Origin of the sequence: Streptomyces sp. NPDC051976 (assembly GCF_040680795.1) — a bacterium.
Lineage (GTDB): Bacteria > Actinomycetota > Actinomycetes > Streptomycetales > Streptomycetaceae > Actinacidiphila.
Map to the genome: position 1 here is coordinate 135,989 of NZ_JBFAXL010000014.1, position 16,574 is coordinate 152,562.

General features: G+C 74.1%; 16 protein-coding genes. 5 read left to right on the top strand and 11 right to left on the bottom strand.

The features are described 5' to 3' along the window. Nucleotides 1-105 precede the first annotated feature (105 nt). Nucleotides 106-1,308, top strand: a complete 1,203-nt coding sequence (locus AB0M29_RS17315) for an amino acid deaminase/aldolase (RefSeq protein WP_365383332.1) — start codon at nucleotides 106-108, stop codon at nucleotides 1,306-1,308. Between the two features lie 67 nt (nucleotides 1,309-1,375). Here the strand turns inward: AB0M29_RS17315 and AB0M29_RS17320 are convergent, their stop codons facing one another. After that, nucleotides 1,376-2,329, bottom strand: coding sequence for a DUF2510 domain-containing protein (locus tag AB0M29_RS17320; protein WP_365383334.1), 954 nt, complete (start codon nucleotides 2,327-2,329; stop codon nucleotides 1,376-1,378). A 435-nt stretch (nucleotides 2,330-2,764) separates the two neighbouring features. Then, on the bottom strand, nucleotides 2,765-3,703 hold the full coding sequence (locus AB0M29_RS17325) for a LysR family transcriptional regulator (protein ID WP_365383336.1): 939 nt from the start codon (nucleotides 3,701-3,703) through the stop codon (nucleotides 2,765-2,767). Between the two features lie 70 nt (nucleotides 3,704-3,773). On the opposite strand from AB0M29_RS17325, the gene AB0M29_RS17330 reads away from it, so the two are divergent. After that, nucleotides 3,774-4,928, top strand: coding sequence for a TDT family transporter (locus AB0M29_RS17330; protein WP_365383337.1), 1,155 nt, complete (start codon nucleotides 3,774-3,776; stop codon nucleotides 4,926-4,928). Here AB0M29_RS17330 and AB0M29_RS17335 read toward each other — a convergent pair. Beyond that, nucleotides 4,894-5,637 carry a helical backbone metal receptor gene (locus tag AB0M29_RS17335; protein ID WP_365383339.1) on the bottom strand — a complete coding sequence of 248 codons (744 nt, stop codon included), beginning with the start codon at nucleotides 5,635-5,637 and terminating at the stop codon, nucleotides 4,894-4,896. The genes AB0M29_RS17330 and AB0M29_RS17335 overlap by 35 nt on opposite strands. Nucleotides 5,638-5,742: 105 nt before the next feature. On the opposite strand from AB0M29_RS17335, the gene AB0M29_RS17340 reads away from it, so the two are divergent. Further along, on the top strand, nucleotides 5,743-6,657 hold the full coding sequence (locus tag AB0M29_RS17340) for a 5'-3' exonuclease H3TH domain-containing protein (protein ID WP_365383390.1): 915 nt from the start codon (nucleotides 5,743-5,745) through the stop codon (nucleotides 6,655-6,657). A gap of 13 nt (nucleotides 6,658-6,670) precedes the next feature. On the opposite strand, the gene AB0M29_RS17345 is transcribed toward AB0M29_RS17340, so the two are convergent. Then, nucleotides 6,671-7,651 (bottom strand): SDR family NAD(P)-dependent oxidoreductase, encoded by a 981-nt coding sequence (locus AB0M29_RS17345; RefSeq protein WP_365383341.1) that lies wholly within the window; start codon nucleotides 7,649-7,651, stop codon nucleotides 6,671-6,673. A 170-nt stretch (nucleotides 7,652-7,821) separates the two neighbouring features. On the opposite strand from AB0M29_RS17345, the gene AB0M29_RS17350 reads away from it, so the two are divergent. Then, nucleotides 7,822-8,703 carry a helix-turn-helix transcriptional regulator gene (locus tag AB0M29_RS17350; RefSeq protein ID WP_365383342.1) on the top strand — a complete coding sequence of 294 codons (882 nt, stop codon included), beginning with the start codon at nucleotides 7,822-7,824 and terminating at the stop codon, nucleotides 8,701-8,703. Here AB0M29_RS17350 and AB0M29_RS17355 read toward each other — a convergent pair. Further along, nucleotides 8,623-10,215 carry an MFS transporter gene (locus tag AB0M29_RS17355; RefSeq protein WP_365383344.1) on the bottom strand — a complete coding sequence of 531 codons (1,593 nt, stop codon included), beginning with the start codon at nucleotides 10,213-10,215 and terminating at the stop codon, nucleotides 8,623-8,625. The two genes, AB0M29_RS17350 and AB0M29_RS17355, sit on opposite strands and share 81 nt — an antisense overlap. Nucleotides 10,216-10,327: 112 nt before the next feature. Here AB0M29_RS17355 and AB0M29_RS17360 point away from each other — a divergent pair, with 112 nt between their 5' ends. Continuing rightward, a complete protein-coding gene (locus AB0M29_RS17360; RefSeq protein ID WP_365383346.1) occupies nucleotides 10,328-10,816 on the top strand; it encodes a helix-turn-helix domain-containing protein in 489 nt (162 codons plus the stop codon). An 82-nt stretch (nucleotides 10,817-10,898) separates the two neighbouring features. On the opposite strand, the gene AB0M29_RS17365 is transcribed toward AB0M29_RS17360, so the two are convergent. The 6 genes from AB0M29_RS17365 to AB0M29_RS17390 all read right to left on the bottom strand — a co-directional run bounded on the left by AB0M29_RS17365 (nucleotide 10,899) and on the right by AB0M29_RS17390 (nucleotide 16,405). After that, the gene (locus tag AB0M29_RS17365) at nucleotides 10,899-12,143 is read right to left on the bottom strand and encodes a cytochrome P450 (RefSeq protein WP_365383348.1); all 1,245 of its coding nucleotides are present in this window, start codon (nucleotides 12,141-12,143) and stop codon (nucleotides 10,899-10,901) included. After that, nucleotides 12,140-13,342: a cytochrome P450 gene (locus AB0M29_RS17370; RefSeq protein WP_365383392.1), complete on the bottom strand. Its 1,203-nt coding sequence runs from the start codon at nucleotides 13,340-13,342 to the stop codon at nucleotides 12,140-12,142. Before AB0M29_RS17370 ends, AB0M29_RS17365 begins: the two co-directional genes overlap by 4 nt. Nucleotides 13,343-13,451: 109 nt before the next feature. After that, a complete protein-coding gene (locus AB0M29_RS17375) occupies nucleotides 13,452-14,063 on the bottom strand; it encodes an ATP/GTP-binding protein (protein ID WP_365383349.1) in 612 nt (203 codons plus the stop codon). Continuing rightward, nucleotides 14,038-14,397, bottom strand: a complete 360-nt coding sequence (locus AB0M29_RS17380) for a DUF742 domain-containing protein (protein ID WP_365383351.1) — start codon at nucleotides 14,395-14,397, stop codon at nucleotides 14,038-14,040. The genes AB0M29_RS17375 and AB0M29_RS17380 overlap by 26 nt, the downstream gene beginning before the upstream one ends. Further along, on the bottom strand, nucleotides 14,394-14,816 hold the full coding sequence (locus AB0M29_RS17385; protein WP_365383353.1) for a roadblock/LC7 domain-containing protein: 423 nt from the start codon (nucleotides 14,814-14,816) through the stop codon (nucleotides 14,394-14,396). The genes AB0M29_RS17380 and AB0M29_RS17385 overlap by 4 nt, the downstream gene beginning before the upstream one ends. Further along, the gene (locus tag AB0M29_RS17390; RefSeq protein WP_365383355.1) at nucleotides 14,813-16,405 is read right to left on the bottom strand and encodes an ATP-binding protein; all 1,593 of its coding nucleotides are present in this window, start codon (nucleotides 16,403-16,405) and stop codon (nucleotides 14,813-14,815) included. Before AB0M29_RS17390 ends, AB0M29_RS17385 begins: the two co-directional genes overlap by 4 nt. Nucleotides 16,406-16,574: the final 169 nt, after the last annotated feature.

The window sequence follows — 16,574 nt, forward strand, 5'->3', positions numbered from 1 at the left end:
CCACGGTTTCCGCGTCACTCTACGGTGTTGACCGGCCCCCTTGCCCCCACGGGCCGTCCTCCCGGCCCCTACCGCTCGGTAGCCGGGGTCTGGCAAGCTGCCGACATGTCAGAGCGCGCAGCCGACCGGGCCCGGTACGACCGGGCCACCGCCCATCTCGACGCCCCGGTGGCGATCGTGGACCTGGCGGCCTTCGACGCCAACGCCGCGGACCTGGTCCGCCGCGCGGGCGGCAAGCCCGTACGGGTGGCCTCCAAGTCGGTGCGCTGCCGCGCCCTGCTCGAACGCGTCCTGGCCTTCGACGGTTTCGCCGGAGTGATGTCCTTCACGCTCGCCGAGTCGGTGTGGCTGGCCCGCGCGGGCTTCACGGACGTGCTGCTGGCCTACCCCTCCGCGGACCGGGACGGCTTCGCCGAGCTGGCCGGGGACCCCAAGCTGGCCGCCGCCGTGACCGTGATGGTCGACGACGTGGCCCAGCTCGACCTGATCGACGCGGCCCGCGCCTCGGGCACCGAGACGATCCGGGTCTGCCTCGAACTGGACACCTCCCTGCGGAAGTTCGGCGGAAAGCTGCGCGTCGGCGCACTGCGCTCCCCGCTGCACTCCCCGGAGCGGATGGCCGCCCTGGCCCGTACGGTCAGCGCCCGGCCCGGCTTCCGGGTGGTGGGGATCATGGCCTACGAGGGGCATGTGGCGGGTGTCGGCGACACCCTGGCGGGCCGCCCGCTGCGGTCCCGGGCGATACGGCTGATGCAGTCGGCGGCCCGAAAGGAGCTGGCGGCGCGCCGCGCCGAGGCGGTACGCGCGGTCCGCGCGGTGGTGCCGGACCTGGAGTTCGTCAACGGTGGCGGCACCGGCAGCGTGCAGAGCACGGCCGCGGAGGACGCGGTCACGGAGATCGCGGCGGGCTCCGGGCTCTATGTGCCGCGGCTGTTCGACAACTACACGTCGTTCACGGGCCGTCCGGCCGCGCTCTTCGCGCAGCCGGTGGTCCGCCGCCCCGGCGTGGGTGTGGTGACCGTGCTGGGCGGCGGCTACCCCGCCTCGGGCGCGCCGGGCGCCGACCGGCTCCCGGTGCCGTATCTGCCGGAGGGGCTGCGCTACGACCCGCAGGAGGGTCCTGGCGAGGTGCAGACCCCGCTGCTCGGGACGGCCGCCGACGACCTGCTGATCGGCGACAAGGTGTGGTTCCGGCACGCGAAGGCCGGTGAGCTGTGCGAGCGCTTCGCCGAACTGCACCTGGTCGAGGGCGACCGGGTGACGGCGACCGTGCCGACGTACCGCGGCGAGGGCAAGACGTATCTGTGACCGGCCCGACGGGCGGCGCGGCCCCGTGGCCGTGCCGCCCGTCGTCACATGTCCCGGCGGCCGGGGCTCAGACGCCCGTGCCCGGGGTGCCGGGGGTGCCGCCGCTGGAGTCGGCCTTGATGCCCTGGGTGATCTGGTCCATCACCTCGACGGCCGGCGCCTGCGGGCCGATGTCGAACCCGAAGCGGACCACGACGAGGTGCTTGGCGTTGGAGGGCGACGGGAAGACCAGCGACTCGACGTAGCCGTTGGTGCCGGACTTGGTGGCGAGCTTCCAGCGCACCAGGTACCCCTGCTGCCCGGCGACGGTGACGGGAGCGGACAGCACCTGCTGGTGCGAGGTGGTCCCCCCGTAGATGTCGGTGCTGTAGGAGTTGGCCGCGTTGGGCGCGATGTCCGCCTTGGCGGCCGCCTCCGGGGTGGTCGCGGTGAGCTTCAGCGCCTGCGCGGGCTCGGCGAACGCGCCGCCGCGCACGCAGTCCTGGCTGGAGTCGCCGGGGCACGGGTAGCCGCCGGTCACCACGTTGGCGCCTATGCCGTTGGAGCCCGAGGTGCCGGTCCAGTCGGCCAGCACCGGCAGGCTTATCCCGTCGTACGCGTCGACGGCCTTGCTCCCGTCGCCCCGGCCCTGCGGCGTGCTGGGCGTGGGCGCGCCGGGCGACACCGGCACATGCCCCTTGTGCTGCGGAGTGCTGGCGCTCGGCCCCGGCTTGCTCGCCTTGTCCTTGCCGTCGTCACTCTTGCCCAGCACCATGATCCCGGCGACCACGCCGCCGATCAGCACCAGCGCCGCCACGATGGCGATCACCACCGCACCCGTACGCCGACCGCCGCCCCCTCCCGGCGAGGCGATCACATCCCCACCGGGGTACGGGTACGGATACTGCTGCGGAGCGGGCAGCCCTGGAGCCGTCCTCGTGTACTCCGTCCACGCGCTTCCGTCCCACCAGCGTTCCATGGCCGGGCCGTTGCCTGTGTTCCCGGGTTCTGGATACCAGCCGGGCGGGGTCGTCGTCGTCACGGCGGTCACCTTATGGCCCGTGCATGAGAATCCCGTAAAGGGGGTTGCCTATTTTTGCCCCCCGGGCTGCCACTCGCGGTCGCTTCCGGGACCACCCGCCGGTGGCGGGTCGCTCGCGCAGTTCCCCGCGCCCCTTCGGGGCCCGACCCGGCGCCCCCCTTCGGCGCCCCGTTCGGCACCCCGGTTCGGCGCCTCTACGAGGTGCGTTGCCGCGATGTAGCCAGCGAGCCAAAGGCGGCGCCGGTGTCGAAAGGGAGAACGCGCGGAGTTCCCCGAGGAACGAGGGGATCGAGCACGATCGACTGTCGACACCGGGTCTAAGCCGCCGGAGGCGAGAGGGCGGCAAAATAGGGGAAAGGGCGGTGCCCCCCACGGAAGACAGCTCCCACGTCCCGCTCCCCCAACCCCGCGCCGATACCCCGCCCCCCTACCCCCTCACCCTTCCGCCCGTACCGTCAGTGCCAGCAAATCCCGCGCCGGTCCCGCAGGGCGGTGGCCGGAGGCCCAGACGGCGCGGAGGGCGCGGCGGAGTTCGAGGCCGGTGACGGGGACGGCCACGAGGCGGTGGGCGGCGAGTTCCTCGACGACGGCGAGTTCGCTGAGGACGGCGGGTCCGGCGCCGCTGACGGTGGCGGCCTTGACCGCGGTGGTGGAGGCGAGTTCGAGCACGGGCACGGCGGCGCCGCCGTACGCGGCGAGGCCCGCGTCGAGCACCTGCCGGGTGCCGGAGCCGGTCTCGCGCAGCACGAGCGGGGTCGCGGCCAGTTCGGCCGCGGTCACCGGGGTGCGGCGGCGGGCCCAGGGGTGCGCGGGGGCCGCCACGACCAGCAGCCGGTCGTGGCCGATGACGACCGCGTCGAGCCCCGCGGGCACGTCCACGCCCTCCACGAAACCGAGGTCGGCCTCCCCCGCCACCACCTGCTGGGCCACGGCGACGGTGTTGCCCGCGGCGAGCGACACCGCGGTCCCGGGGTGCCTGTGGTGCAGCGCGATCAGCCAGCCGGGCAGCAGGTACTCGGCCACCGTCATGCTGGCCGCGACCCGCAGCCGTGAGTCACGTCTGCCGCGCAGTGCCCGCGCCCCGGCGTCGAACGCCTCGGCCGCCTCCAGCACCTTGCGGGCCCACTCGCTGACCAGCGCACCCTCGTCGGTGAGCCGCGAGCCGCCGGGCGAGCGGCGGACCAGCGCCACCCCGAGCTGCCGCTCCAGCGCCCGCAGCCGCCCACTGGCCGCGGGCTGGCTGATCCCCAGCTCCCGCGCGGCCCGCCCCAGGCTGCCCAACCGCCCGACGGCGAGCAGCAGTTCCATCGCGCCGAGCTCGGGCACCCGCCCGGCGAGCGGCGGGTGGGCTGACGGATCGCCGGGCTCGGTCATAACCGCAGCTTATGCCCTCATAGCCGAGCGCCGTCTACCCGGCGCCCGCGCGGCGCGCGAAGGTCGGTGCATGACCACCGCCACCACCGCGTTCACGCCGCAGCCCGCCCAGCCGTCCGCACGACCGCTCGTGGCACCGGGCGGCGGGCCCGTCGCCCTGCTCCGGCAGGTGGGGCCGAACTGGTACGCCACCGTGATGGGGACCGCGATCGTGGCGAACGCGGGGGCGGCGCTGCCCGGTTGCCCCGGCTGGCTGCGTGCGGCCTGCACCGTGGTGTGGGCGCTGTCGGCGGCGCTGCTGGTCGCGGTGGTGGCGGCGCGGGCCGGGCACTGGGCCTTCCACGGCGACCAGGCGCGGCGGCATCTGCTGGACCCGGCCGTGGCGCCGTTCCAGGGCTGTATGCCGATGGCGCTGCTGGCGGTGGGCGCCGGGACGCTGTCGGTGGGCTCGCGGGTGATCGGTGAGCGCGCCGCGGTGGCCGTGGACGCGACCTTGTGGGGCCTCGGCGCCGCCACCGCGCTGCTGGTGGCGGCCGCGGTGCCGTATCTGATGGTCGTACGGCACCGCGTCACGCCGGGCGACGCGTCGCCGGTGTGGCTGCTGCCGGTGGTGGCGCCGATGGTCGCGGCGGCGACCGGCCCCGCGCTGGCCGCCCACCTCCCGGCGGGCGCCACGCAGGCCCGCGAGGCGCTGCTGCTGGGCTGCTTCGCGATGTTCGGGATGAGCCTGCTGGCCACCTTGATGATGCTGCCGCTGGTGTGGTCCCGGCTGGTCGGCGGCGGTCCGCTGCCGCTGGCGCTCACCCCGGCGCTGTTCCTGGTCCTGGGCCCGCTCGGGCAGTCCACCACCGCGGTCGGCCAGATCGCGGACGCGGCCCGCGGCACGGTGCCCGCCCCGTACACGGAGGCGCTGCGCGGTTTCGCGGTGCTCTACGGGGTGCCGGTGATGGGCTTCGCGCTGCTGTGGCTGGCGGTGGCGGCCGCGATGGTGGTGCGGGCGGCGCGGCGCGGGATGGGGTTCGCGATGACCTGGTGGGCGTTCACCTTCCCCGTCGGTACCTGTGTGACCGGCGCGGCGAGCCTGGCCCGGCACACCGGTCTGCACGCGCTGACCTGGCTCGCGGTGGGGCTGTACGTGCTGCTCGCCGTGGCCTGGGCGACGGCGGGCGCCCGTACGCTGCACGGCGCGGTCAGGGGCGGGCTGCTCGCAGCGCCCGCCCGATGACCTCGGGCGCCTCGGCCAGCGAGGGGCCGTACCAGGTGAGGTGGCGGCCGCTGACCAGGGCCGCGGGCAGCCCGGGGAACGCCTCGGGGCCGTCGTCCGCGGTGAAGCGGTACGGCTCGTCGGGGAGGACGACCAGGTCGGCGCCCGAGGCCCGCAACTCCTCGACGGGGACGCGCGGATAGCGCTCCTGGTGCCCGGCGTAGGCGTGGGCCACCCCGAGCCGCGCGAGCAGGTCCCCCGCGAAGGTGTCCCGGCCGAGCACCATCCACGGCCGCCGCCAGATCGGCACCACGGCCAGCCGGGTCACCGGCGGCGCGGCCACCTCCCGCCACGCGGATCGCGCCGCGTCGAGCCAGCCGGGCCGCGGCGCCCCGCAGCCCTCCACGAGCACCCGCTCCAGCTCGGCGAACGCCTGGTCCAGGGTGCGTACTTCGGTTACCAGCACGCGCAGCCCGGCGGCCCGCAGCGCGTCGAGGTCCTGCGGGCGGTTCTCCTCCTCGTTGGCGATCACCAGGTCGGGCGCGAGGGCGGCGATCGCGGGGACGTCGGGGTTCTTCGTACCGCCGATCCGCACCACGGCGAGGTCCGCCGGATGGCTGCACCAGTCGGTGGCGCCGACCAGCAGCCCGGGTGCGGTGGCGGCGACCGCCTCGGTCAGCGAGGGCACGAGCGAGACCACCCGGCGCACGGCGAAACGACTCCCAGTCACCCGCCCACCGTACGGCGCGCTGTCGGACCCGCGTGCCATGCTGGCGCCGTGACTGACGACACGCCCGAAGCCCCCGTCCCGCCCGGCCCGCACGGCGGCACCCTGCTGCTGCTCGACACCGCGAGCCTGTACTTCCGCGCCTACTTCGGCGTCCCGGAGTCGGTCAGAGCGCCCGACGGCACACCCGTCAACGCGGTACGGGGTCTGCTGGACTTCATCTCCCGGCTGGTCGCCGACCACCACCCCGACGCGCTGGTGGCCTGCATGGACGCCGACTGGCGGCCGCAGTGGCGGGTCGACCTGATCCCGTCGTACAAGTCGCACCGCGTCGTCGAGGACACCGAGGGCGTGGAGGAGGTGCCGGACACCCTCTCCCCGCAGGTGCCGGTGATCGAGGCGGTGCTCGACGCGGTCGGCATCACCCGCGTCGGGGTGCCCGGTTACGAGGCCGACGACGTGATCGGCACCCTCGCCACCGCCGCCGCGGGCCCGGTCGCGATCGTCACCGGCGACCGCGACCTCTTCCAGCTCGTGGACGACGCCCGGGGTGTCCGGGTGCTCTATCCCCGCAAGGGTGTCGGCGACTGCGACCTGATCGACGAGGACGCCATCCTGGAGCGGTACGGCGTTCGCGCCGACCAGTACGCGGACTTCGCGGCGCTGCGCGGCGACCCGAGCGACGGGCTGCCCGGGGTGAAGGGCATCGGCGAGAAGACCGCCGCCCAGCTCGTCACCGCGTACGGCGACCTGGACGGTGTCCGCGAGGCCGCCGCCGAGCCGATGTCGAAGCTCACCCCCGCCCGCCGCAGGGGCATCGCCGACGCCGCCGCGTATCTCGACGTCGCCCCCAAGGTCGTCCGCGTCGCCACCGACGTGCCGCTGCCCGCCTTCGATCCGGCGCTCCCGGCCGAGCCCGCCGACCCCGAGGTGCTCGAAGCGCTCGCGGAGCGCTGGGGCCTGGGCGGCTCGCTGACCCGGCTGCTGGACACGCTGGCGGTGCGTTCGGGCGGGGTGCGGTAGCCGGGGCCGGGCGTCAGAGTCTCGCGGCGGCGAGCATGTCCAGGGAGAGCTGCCACAGCCGGGCGGCGGCGACCGGGTCGAGCGCGTGGGCGGCGACCCCGCCGGGGGTTCCCTCCACATGGGGGCGCGCCTCGGCGCAGTCCTCGAAGTAGCGGCCGCCGACACCGTCGAGCCCCGGCGCGGTGGCGACCAGGACGGACGTCGCCGCGCCCTGCTCGGGCGTCTTGAAGACATAGCCGGAGGACTTGGCGCGGTCGAGTTCCTCCGCGGACATGTGCCGGGTGAGGTTCGACAGGATCGCGCCGGGGTGCACCGCGTTGACGGTGATGCCGTCGGGCGACCAGCGCCGGTGCGCCTCGACGGCGAAGAGCGCCGTGGCCGTCTTGGACTGCTCGTAGGCGCGCATCGCGTCGTAGGGGCGGGTACGGAAGTGCGGGTCGTCGAAGTCCACGCCGCCGCGCAGATGGGCGACGGAGCTGAGCGAGACCACCCGTGCCCGGCCCGCCGCGGCGAGCGCGGGACGCAGACCGGTGGCGAGCGCGAAGTGGCCGAGGTGGTTGGTGGCGAACTGCAGCTCCCAGCCCTCCGGTGTCCGGGTCTCCGGCGGGGTCATCACCCCGGCGTTGTTGACCAGGAGGTGCAGCGGCCCCTCCCACCCGGCGACGAAGGCGGCCACCGAGCGCTGGTCGGCGAGGTCCAGTGGGGCGACGCGCACCTGGGCGGCGCCGTCGCCGGCGCGGATGTCGGCGGCGGCCCGCTCACCGGCCTCGGTGTCGCGTACCGCCAGCGTGACCTCGGCGCCCGCGCCCGCCAGCGCCCGCGCCGTCTCCACGCCGATGCCCGACGACGCCCCGGTCACCACCGCGCGCCGCCCGCCGAGGTCGATGCCCGCCACCACCTCGGCGGCGGTGGACAGGGCGGTGAAGGGTGTGGTGAAACGGGGGGCGGTGGGCGCGGTGCCGGGTGTCGTGCCGGGTGTGGGGTGGGTGGTCATGGGGCTGCCTCTCTGCTCTGCTCCGGGGGTGTACTTCCAGGCAACCACCGCGGGACCCCCGGCACGGGGCCGGGCGGGACCCCCTTCCGCCCGGGGTCCGCGGGACCGGGGGTCCGGCAGTACCCCTCACCGCCGGGGCGATCCCCACGCCAGGCCCTAGCCTGGAGAGCATGAACGACTCCCCGGGCGCCGAGGGCAACAGCGACCTGCGGGAGTTCCTGCGCTCGCGCCGGGCGCGGCTCAGCCCGGCGGAGGCGGGGCTCGACCCGGGGCCGGGCGCGCGGCGGGTCCCGGGGCTGCGCCGGGAGGAGGTCGCCCGGCTGGCCGGGGTGAGCGTCGACTACTACGTACGGCTGGAGCGCGGCCGGGCGGCAAATGTCTCGGAGAGCGTGCTCGACGCCCTGGCCCGCGCCCTGCGGCTGGACGACACCGAACGCGGCCATCTCTTCGCGGTGGCCAGGCCCGCCCGTACCGGGAAGCACCCGCAGCCGCCGCAGCGGGTGCGGCCGGGTCTGTACCGGGTACTGGAGACGCTGCCGCACACCCCGGCGCTGGTCGTCGGCCACCGCACCGACGTGCTGGCCACCAACCGGATGGCGCGCGCCCTCTACACCGACTTCGACGCCCTGCCGCACCGCGAGCGCAACATGGCCCGGTACATCTTCCTCGACCCGTCGGCCCGCGAGCTGTACGCCGACTGGCCCGGCACCGCGCGCAGCACCGTGGCGGCACTGCACCTCTACGCGGGCAACCATCCGCACGACACCCGGCTCACCGAGCTGATCGGTGAACTCTCCCTGCACGACACCGACTTCCGCCGCTGGTGGGCCGCGCACGACGTGCTGCGCCGCACCTCGGGCACCAAGCGCTTCCACCACCCGCTGGTCGGTGACCTGGAACTCGACTACGAGGCACTCACCCCGACCGGCGACCCCGACCAGGTCCTGGGCATCTACACCGCCGAGCCCGGCTCACCCTCCGCCCGCGCCCTGCGGAAGCTGTCCGAGGAGACGGACGCGCAGGAGGCGGGCGGCGACACCGCGGCGTCGTAGCACCAGCGGCGGGCGCCGTGGAGCGCCCAACCCGCCCAACCCCCTTGAGGGATCCATCAGTTGGACGCCGCGGCCAGGGTGTCCTCGGTACGCCGCAGCCGGGGCGTCAGCAGCACGGCTCCGCCGGCGAGGCCGAGGGCGGCGAAGACCCACCAGACGCGGTGGAAGCCGTGCAGGGCGGTGGCCGCGGTGGGGCTGCCGAGGACGGCGACGAAGAGGCTGATGCCGAGGACCGCGCCGAGTTGCCGGAAGCTGGAGTTGATGGCGGAGCCGACGGCGAGCCGGGCGGGCGGCAGGTCCGCCACGGCGGCGCCGGACTGGACCGGGAGCGTCAGGCCGATACCGAGGCCGATCAGCACGGACGCGGGCAGCCAGTGGGTGGCCCAGTGCGGGGTGCTGGTGGTGAGCACCCCGAAGGCGGCGGCGCCGACGGCCCACACCGCCGCTCCCGCGAGCAGCACGGGACGGGCGCCGATTGACGAGGGTGACGACCACCGGGCCCGGGGTGCTGGCCAGCGCCGCGCGCAGCACCGAGTAGTGCCACTCGGTCTGCAGGAAGATGATGTTGCTCAGCAGCATGCCGTAGAACGCGGACGAGAAGACCAGCGTGGCGGCGTTCACCAGCCGGAACTGCCGCACCTTGAACAGCGCCAGGTCCATCACGGGGTGCGCGGCGGCGGCCGAGCGCCACAGGAAGACCGGCAGCAGCGCGGCGGACAGCGCGAACGCGGCGACCACCCGCGGGTCGGACCAGCCCCAGGACGGGCCCTCGATGATGGCGAGGCTCAGCAGCGCGGGCATGGCCGCGACGAGCAGCACGCCCGCCGGGTCGGGCAGCCCCTCGGCGTGCGGGTCGCGGGACTCGCGCAGCAGCCGCACGCCGAAGGCGATGATCAGCGCGCAGATCGGCACGTTGAGCAGGAAGATCCAGCGCCAGGAGGCGTACTGCGTGAGCACGGCGCCGAGGGTGGGGCCGAGCGCGGCGGCGGCCGCGCCCATCGCGCCCCAGGTGCCGACGGCCACATGCCGCCTGGCGGGCGGGAACTCGGGCAGCAGCAGGGCCAGCGAGGTCGGTACGGTCAGCGCCGCGAAAACGGCCTGCAGGGCGCGTCCGGCGATCAGCACTCCGGCGTTCGGCGCGGCGCCGCACAGGGCGCTCATCACGGCGAAGCCGCCGATCCCGATCAGGAAGACCCGCTTGCGGCCGTACCGGTCGGCGAGCCGTCCGGCCGGGATGAGCATGGCGGCGAAGACCAGGCTGTAGGCGTTCAGCACCCAGGCCAGGTTGCCGGTGGTGGTGTGGAAGCTGTGGCTGATCGTCTCGAAGGCGACGTTCACGATCGTGGTGTCGAGGAAGACGACGAAGACGCCGAGGCTGCCGAGGGCCAGCACCCGCAGCGCGTGCCGGCGCGCGGCCGGGTCGTCCGGCTCCGCGGTGGCCCCGGCGGCCGCGGGGTCGGCCGGGGCCGTGCTGCCCGGCGGCTGCTCGGAGACATGCTCGGGGATGGTCATGACGCCCCTCTGTGCCGGAGTGAGATGAGTGTGTTGTGATTTCCAACCGACTTCGGGCGACGCTACCAGCAGTGAGTAGGAGAAGACAACAGACCGGGTCTACGCTGGGAGTATGGAGACCTCGAACGACACGTCCGCGGACGAAGGAGACGACGCGATCGGCCGCATGGCCGAACAGCCCGTCGCGGTGCGGACCTGCTCGGTCGCCGCGGCGCTGGACGTCCTCGGTGAGCGCTGGTCGATGCTCGCGGTCCGCGAGATGACCTACGGCGTCCATCACTTCGCCCGTATCGCGGGCTTCACCGGCGCCTCGCGGGACATCCTCGCGGACCGGCTGCGCAAGCTGGAGAACGCGGGCGTGGTGGAGCGCCGCCAGTACAGCGAGCACCCGCCGCGCTACGAGTACCACCTCACGCAGGCGGGCCGGGAACTGCTCCCGGTCACGCTCGCCCTGCTCCAGTGGGGTGACAAGTGGATCGTCGACAAGCCCCGGCTCGCCCTCCGGCACTCCTGCGGCAGCGCGCTGCGGATCGACCACGTCTGCCACGAGTGCGGCGAGGAGGTCACCCGCGAGTCGCTGACCCCGTCCCGCCGGGCGTGAGGTGCGGCACGGGAGGGCGCCGGTACGCGCGAGGGCCCGCCGGTCGGTGTCCGACCGGCGGGCCCTCGGCAGATGACGTGCGTCAGCCGCCCAGGCTGACCGGCACTTCCTGCCAGCCGTAGGCGATGAACGACGGTACCTGGCGCAGCTCTTCCGGTGCGACGGTGAGCCGCAGGCCCGGGTAGCGGTCGAAGAGCGCGGGCAGCGCGGTCAGCGCCTCCATCCGGGCCAGCGGGGCGCCGATGCAGCGGTGGACGCCGATACCGAAGGCCAGATGGTCGTCGGCGCCGCGGGCGGCGTCGAACTCGTCCGCGTCGGGCCCGTAGTGGGCCGGGTCGTGGCCCGCGGCGGCGTAGGTGGTGATGATCGCCTCGCCCGCCGGGATGGTGACGCCGTCGACGGTGATGTCGGTGACCGCGAACCGCAGCGGGAGAGTGGCGATCGACGGGTGCACCCGCAGCACCTCCTCGATCACCGCGTCCCAGCCGATCTTCCCCGCCCTGACCGCTTCGAGCTGCTCGGGGTGGGTGAGCAGCGCGACCACCGCGTTGCCGATCAGGTTGACGGTGGTCTCGAACCCGGCGCCGATCACCAGCAGCAGGGTGTAGACGAGTTCCTCGTCGCTGAGCCGGTCGCCGTCCTCGTCCCGTACCCGGATCAGCTCGGTCGTCATGTCGTCGCCGGGGTGCTCGGTCTTGTACGCGATGAGCGCGGGCAGCACGCTGAAGATCTGCTGCTGGACGAACGCCCCGTGCTCCGGGCTCGGGTCGGAGGTGTCCATGATGGCGGCGATCAGCACACCGGTGGCGTCCACCAACTCGTCGGGTACGCCGAAGAGTTCGCAGATCAGCCGCAGCGGCAGCGGATACGCGTAACCGGCCCGCAGGTCGACGGGACCGCCCGCCTCCGCGGCGGACGCCGCGGACTCGCCGAACTCGTCCAGCAGTTGGGCGGTGATCGCCTCGACCCTGGGCCGCATCGCCTCGGTCCGCCGGGCGGTGAAGCTCGGGGCGACCAGCTTGCGCAGCCGGGTGTGGTCGGGGCCGTAGCTGGAGAGCATGTTGACCACGCCCACCCAGCTCAGGATCCATACCCAGTCGGGGTTCTCGGCCAGCTCCGGCCAGAGCGACCAGTGCTGCCGCGGGTCCTTGCTGACCCGCGGGTCGAGGATCAGCGACTTGAGGGTGGCGTAACCGGTGGGCGCCCAGGCGGGGATGCCGCCGGGGAGTTCGACGGCCACCACACCGCCCAGGGCGCGCAGCCGGGCGCTCTCGGCCGGTATGTCGCTGCCGAAGGGGTCGATGGCCACTCGGGCGGACGCGGTCATGTGCGCTCTCCAGGCTGGTCGGGGGTGCGAGGCGTGAAGTGGACGGGCAGCGCGGTGAGCGACCGGTGGAACGGGCCCGGCCGCCAGGTGAGGCTGGCGCGGTCGGTGGTCGGCTCCAGGTCGGGCAGCCACTGGGTGAGCCGCTCGATGGCCTCGGTGGCGATCAGCAGGGTGTGCTGCTTGACCGGGCAGGCGTGGTCACCGGCCGACCACGACAGATGGGAGGCGTCGTTGGGGTGGTGGGCGCCGCCGAACTCCTGCTCGGAGAAGTGCCCGAGAGCGCCGTACGAGATGACGACGGGGACGGCGGCCTGCACCCACACACCGTGGAAGCTCAGCGACTCGCGGGCGAAGTGGATGCCGTAGTTGGACAGCGGCGTCTCGTACCGCAGCACCTCCACGACGGCGTCCATGACCGGGCGGGAGCCGCTGGTGAGGGTGGAGTAGAAGTCGGCGTTGCCGAGGATCCGGGACAGGGCGTTGGAGACGAGGTTGGCGGTCGGTTCGTGGCCCGCGCCGAGGGTGAGGAAGACCTGCCAGGTGACCTCCTCCGGGGTGAGGTCCACCGGGTGGTCCAGCAGCCAGCTCGTCAGGTCGGGGCCGCGCGTCTCGCTCTTGGCGGCGATCAGCCCGAGCACGTACGCGCCGAACTCGCCCTCGCCCTCGGCCGCTTGGGCGCCGCCCTCCATCATCTTGCCGAGCGCGGCCTCCAGTCGGCCGCTCTCGCTGTCGGGCAGGCCGAAGAGGTTGTTGAAGACCAGTGCCATCAGCGGCCGGGCGAAGTCGGCGACGAGGTCGGCCCGGCCGTGCGGCCCGAAGCGGCCGACCAGGATGTCGACGGCGTGGTGCACCCGCTCGCGCAGGTCGTGCGGCTCGACGAGGTCGAAGGCGTCGACCAGCGCGCGGCGGTAGCGGATGTGCTCCTCGCCGTCGGCGAAGAGGGTGTTGGGCCGCCAGCGCATCATGCCGAGGATCGGCGCGTCCTCGGCGACCGTGGTCTCCCAGGGCCGCGGGTCGTGCGACCAGGTCTCCGGGTCGTGCAGCAGGTCCAGGGCGGCGCGGCGGTCGGTGACCACGTACGCGGGGACGCCCGGGGCGAGTTCGGCCCAGCCGAGCGGGCCCTGGGCCTTGAGCGCCGCGTAGTAGCGGTGCGGGTCGGCGGCGAAACCGTCCTCCCACAGCCGGACCGGCGCCGACAGGGTGAACGCCTCGGCGGGCGCGGGGTAGGCCGCCGGCGACGAGGCGGCGGCGGAAGGTGCGGAGGAGGGTTTCACCAGGGGCTCCGGACGGCGAGGGGAAGCGGGACGGTCAGCGGGCGTTCTCGTTGCGGTCGATCAGGTGCTGCACGAGCGCGATCAGGGCGTCGAGCGAGGAGTGGGTGTCGCGGGCGTCGCAGCTCACCATCGGGGTGCCCGGCTCCAGGTCGAGGGCGGTACGCAGCTGCTCCTCGGTGTACGTGCGCGAGTCGGGGAAGGTGTTGAGCGCGACGGCGTACGGCAGGCCGGTCTCCTCCACCAGCCCCAGCACGTCGAAGGAGTCGTCGATCCTGCGGGTGTCGACCAGCACCAGCGCGCCCAGCGCCCCGTAGGCGATGTCCGCCCACAGCGAGCGGAAGCGTTCCTGCCCGGGGGTGCCGAACAGGTACAGCACCACCCCGCCCTTGAGGCTGATCCGGCCGAAGTCGATGGCGACGGTCGTGGTGGTCTTGTCGCGCACCCCGGCCAGGTCGTCGACGCCCGCGGAGGCCTCGGTGAGGTGCTCCTCGGTGTGCAGCGGCCGGATCTCGGAGACGGCGTCGATCAGCGTGGTCTTGCCGACCCCGAACGGACCCGCCACCAGGATCTTCACCAGTTCACGGGCGGTCTCGGGCAGGTGTACGCCGTCCTGGTGGCGATTAGTGCTTGAGGGCGCGGAGGCCATCGGCCACTCTCTTCAGCAGATCGGGTTCTGGCAGGTCGGCGACGGGCACCGGTGGGCGGGCGGTCACCAGCCCCTGGTCGGTCAGTTCGGCGGCGAGCACACGGACGGCGGAGAACGGCAGCTCCAGCAGGGCCGCGGTCTCCACCACCGTGAGGGACCCGCCGTCCAGCATCTCCAGCAGCGCGTGCTGGGCGGCCGGGAGTCCGGCCGGAATGGGCCCGTCGGTGCCGGTGAGCACCGACAGCCGCTCCAGGCTGTCGCGGGTCGGTAGTGCCACCCCGCCGGTGGACAGATAGGCGGGGACCAGGGGACGGCCGCTCCTGCGGCCGGTCATTCCGCGGTGCCGCCATCGGCCGCGCGGGGCGCGGCGGTCATCGCCTTCTCGCCGAGCCTGGCGACCTGCGAGTGCACCCGGTGGGCGAGCAGGTCGAGGCGCACCTCGGGGTCGCCGAACGCGGCCACGCAGGTGCCGTGCTCGGTGGGCGCGACCAGGATGTAGCCGTGGTCGGACTCGACGACCACCTGCCGTACCTGCGCGTCGTTCTCGTCGGCGAAGGCCGCCGCGGCCGTACGGCAGGCGCCCTGGACGGTGCTGATGATGGCGGCGGTGCGCTCCGCGGTGGGCTGGGACAGGCCCTCGGAGTATCCGGAGACCAGTCCGTCCCTGGTGAGCAGGACGGCGGCTCTGACGTGGGGGATCTCCAGGATCGGATCCAGCACCCACGCGGTGTCGCCGGTGTCGCGGCTGGTCATCGCGGGTCGTTCCCTTCGGTGTCGGCGGCGTTTCTGGCGGCTGCGGTGCCGGACTGGAGGGCGCCCAGCGCGGCGGCGGCCTCCTCGGGGGTGCGGACGCGCGGGCGTGCGGCGGTCCCGTCTCCGGTCCCGGGCCCTGCCTCGCCCGCGGCGGCGCGGGCCCTGCGGCGGCGCTGCGGCAGCACGTCGGCGTCGGCGGGAGTGTCGGCGCTTCCGCCCGTGCTTCCGTCGGCGTTTGCGCCGCCGTCGGCCGGGGCCTGCGGGGCGGCGCTGTCCTGGGCGGCGCCGTGTGCGTTCTCGCCGTCCTCGTCGTGCCGGCCGGGCGAGCCCTCCGCCGTGTGCGGGGTGCCGCGTACGGCGCCGGGCGCGCCGTCGTCGGCCGCGGCGCCGTTGGCGCGGGCGTGCACGGCGGGGTCGGAGGCCGGGGCCGGTGACGCCGGGCCCGCGGTGGCGGCCGCGGTCTGGCGGGTGGAGCGCGGGGTGCTCACCGCGGGCGGCTTCTCCACCGGGTCGATATGGCTGAGCAGATGGCTCTTGACCAGCAGCACGGCCCGCACACCGCCGTACGGCGACGGTGAGGACAGGTCGACCGCGAGGTCGAAGCGCCGGGTGAGCTGGCCGATCGCGGCCAGGCCCATGCGCGGCGGGTCGCCGAGTTCCGACAGCAGGATCGGCTCGGTGCCCGCCACCATCCGCTGTGCGTACGCCCGTTCGTCGGCGGCCATGCCGACCCCGGCGTCGTCGACGGTCACCGACACACCGTGGTGGACGCGTTCGAGGTTGACCACGACCGAGGTGTCGGGGGCCGAGTGCCGCAGCGCGTTGTCGAGGAGTTCGGCGACGATGATGGCGACGGGCTCCACGGCGTGCGAGACCAGCGCCGTACCGGCCTCCAGGTGGTTGTTGACCTGGACCCGGTGGTAGCCGACCAGCCGGGACTGGCCGCCGGTGACCGCCTCGACCAGGTGCGACTCCTCGCGGGCCAGGCCGACCCACGCGCCGCACACCACGGCGGTGACCTGGGCGCGGCGCAGCGACTGCTCGTTCTCGTGGTCGAGCGCGAAGAGGGTCTGGGCCAACTCGGGGTCGTCGTACCGCTGTTGGAGTCCGCGCAGGACGTCCTGCAGCCGGTACAGGCCCGCTTGGATGTCGCGGGTGGCGCCGCGCATCCCGGCGCGGGCGGCGGCGTCGACGCGCTTGCGCTCCTGGGCCATGGCCGCGAGCACCCCGGCGAGCACGTCGCGCAGTCCCGAGTCGAGGTCGGCGCCGGTGAGTTCGGGGTGCAGCGGCCCCGGCACCCGGACGTGTGGGTGGGCGGCGCGGGTCGCCTCGGCGGGGATGCGCTCCTTCGCCAGGTGGACGACCTCCGCGGTGAGCGCCCGCGTGGTACGGCCGCTCTCCCGCTGGGCGTCGCCCAGCTCGGAGCGGAGTGCGGCGGTCTCCTCGTCCAGCTTGGACCGCAGGGTGGCGATCTCCTCGCGCTGCCGGGCGCGGTGGCGGCCGGAGCGCAGCAACCCGCCTCCCAGAGCGAACGCCGACAGGGTCCCGGCGGCCAGTCCGACAACGGCCAGGTCCGGTATATCGATCATCGAATCGACCTCAGGGAGATCCGGGGACGGGCAGGGAGGGCGGGTCGCGGGGGTGGGCGGCCCGGGGTTGACCTAGTACACACCGAGACGGACTGATCGCGCGCTGTTTTGCGCGAAGATCCTTTGCCAAGTGGATCCGTCACGACCGGTTCTGCCCGAAGTGTCTGTC

Excerpts from the sequence above, each read along its gene's own strand:
- AB0M29_RS17315 (WP_365383332.1), top strand. The coding sequence starts at position 106 with ATGTCAGAGCGCGCAGCCGACCGGGCCCGGTACGACCGGGCCACCGCC.
- AB0M29_RS17325 (WP_365383336.1), bottom strand. The coding sequence starts at position 3,703 with ATGACCGAGCCCGGCGATCCGTCAGCCCACCCGCCGCTCGCCGGGCGG.
- AB0M29_RS17330 (WP_365383337.1), top strand. The coding sequence starts at position 3,774 with ATGACCACCGCCACCACCGCGTTCACGCCGCAGCCCGCCCAGCCGTCC.
- AB0M29_RS17345 (WP_365383341.1), bottom strand. The coding sequence starts at position 7,651 with ATGACCACCCACCCCACACCCGGCACGACACCCGGCACCGCGCCCACC.
- AB0M29_RS17350 (WP_365383342.1), top strand. The coding sequence starts at position 7,822 with ATGAACGACTCCCCGGGCGCCGAGGGCAACAGCGACCTGCGGGAGTTC.
- AB0M29_RS17355 (WP_365383344.1), bottom strand. The coding sequence starts at position 10,215 with ATGACCATCCCCGAGCATGTCTCCGAGCAGCCGCCGGGCAGCACGGCC.
- AB0M29_RS17360 (WP_365383346.1), top strand. The coding sequence starts at position 10,328 with ATGGAGACCTCGAACGACACGTCCGCGGACGAAGGAGACGACGCGATC.
- AB0M29_RS17365 (WP_365383348.1), bottom strand. The coding sequence starts at position 12,143 with ATGACCGCGTCCGCCCGAGTGGCCATCGACCCCTTCGGCAGCGACATA.
- AB0M29_RS17375 (WP_365383349.1), bottom strand. The coding sequence starts at position 14,063 with ATGGCCTCCGCGCCCTCAAGCACTAATCGCCACCAGGACGGCGTACAC.
- AB0M29_RS17380 (WP_365383351.1), bottom strand. The coding sequence starts at position 14,397 with ATGACCGGCCGCAGGAGCGGCCGTCCCCTGGTCCCCGCCTATCTGTCC.
- AB0M29_RS17385 (WP_365383353.1), bottom strand. The coding sequence starts at position 14,816 with ATGACCAGCCGCGACACCGGCGACACCGCGTGGGTGCTGGATCCGATC.
- AB0M29_RS17390 (WP_365383355.1), bottom strand. The coding sequence starts at position 16,405 with ATGATCGATATACCGGACCTGGCCGTTGTCGGACTGGCCGCCGGGACC.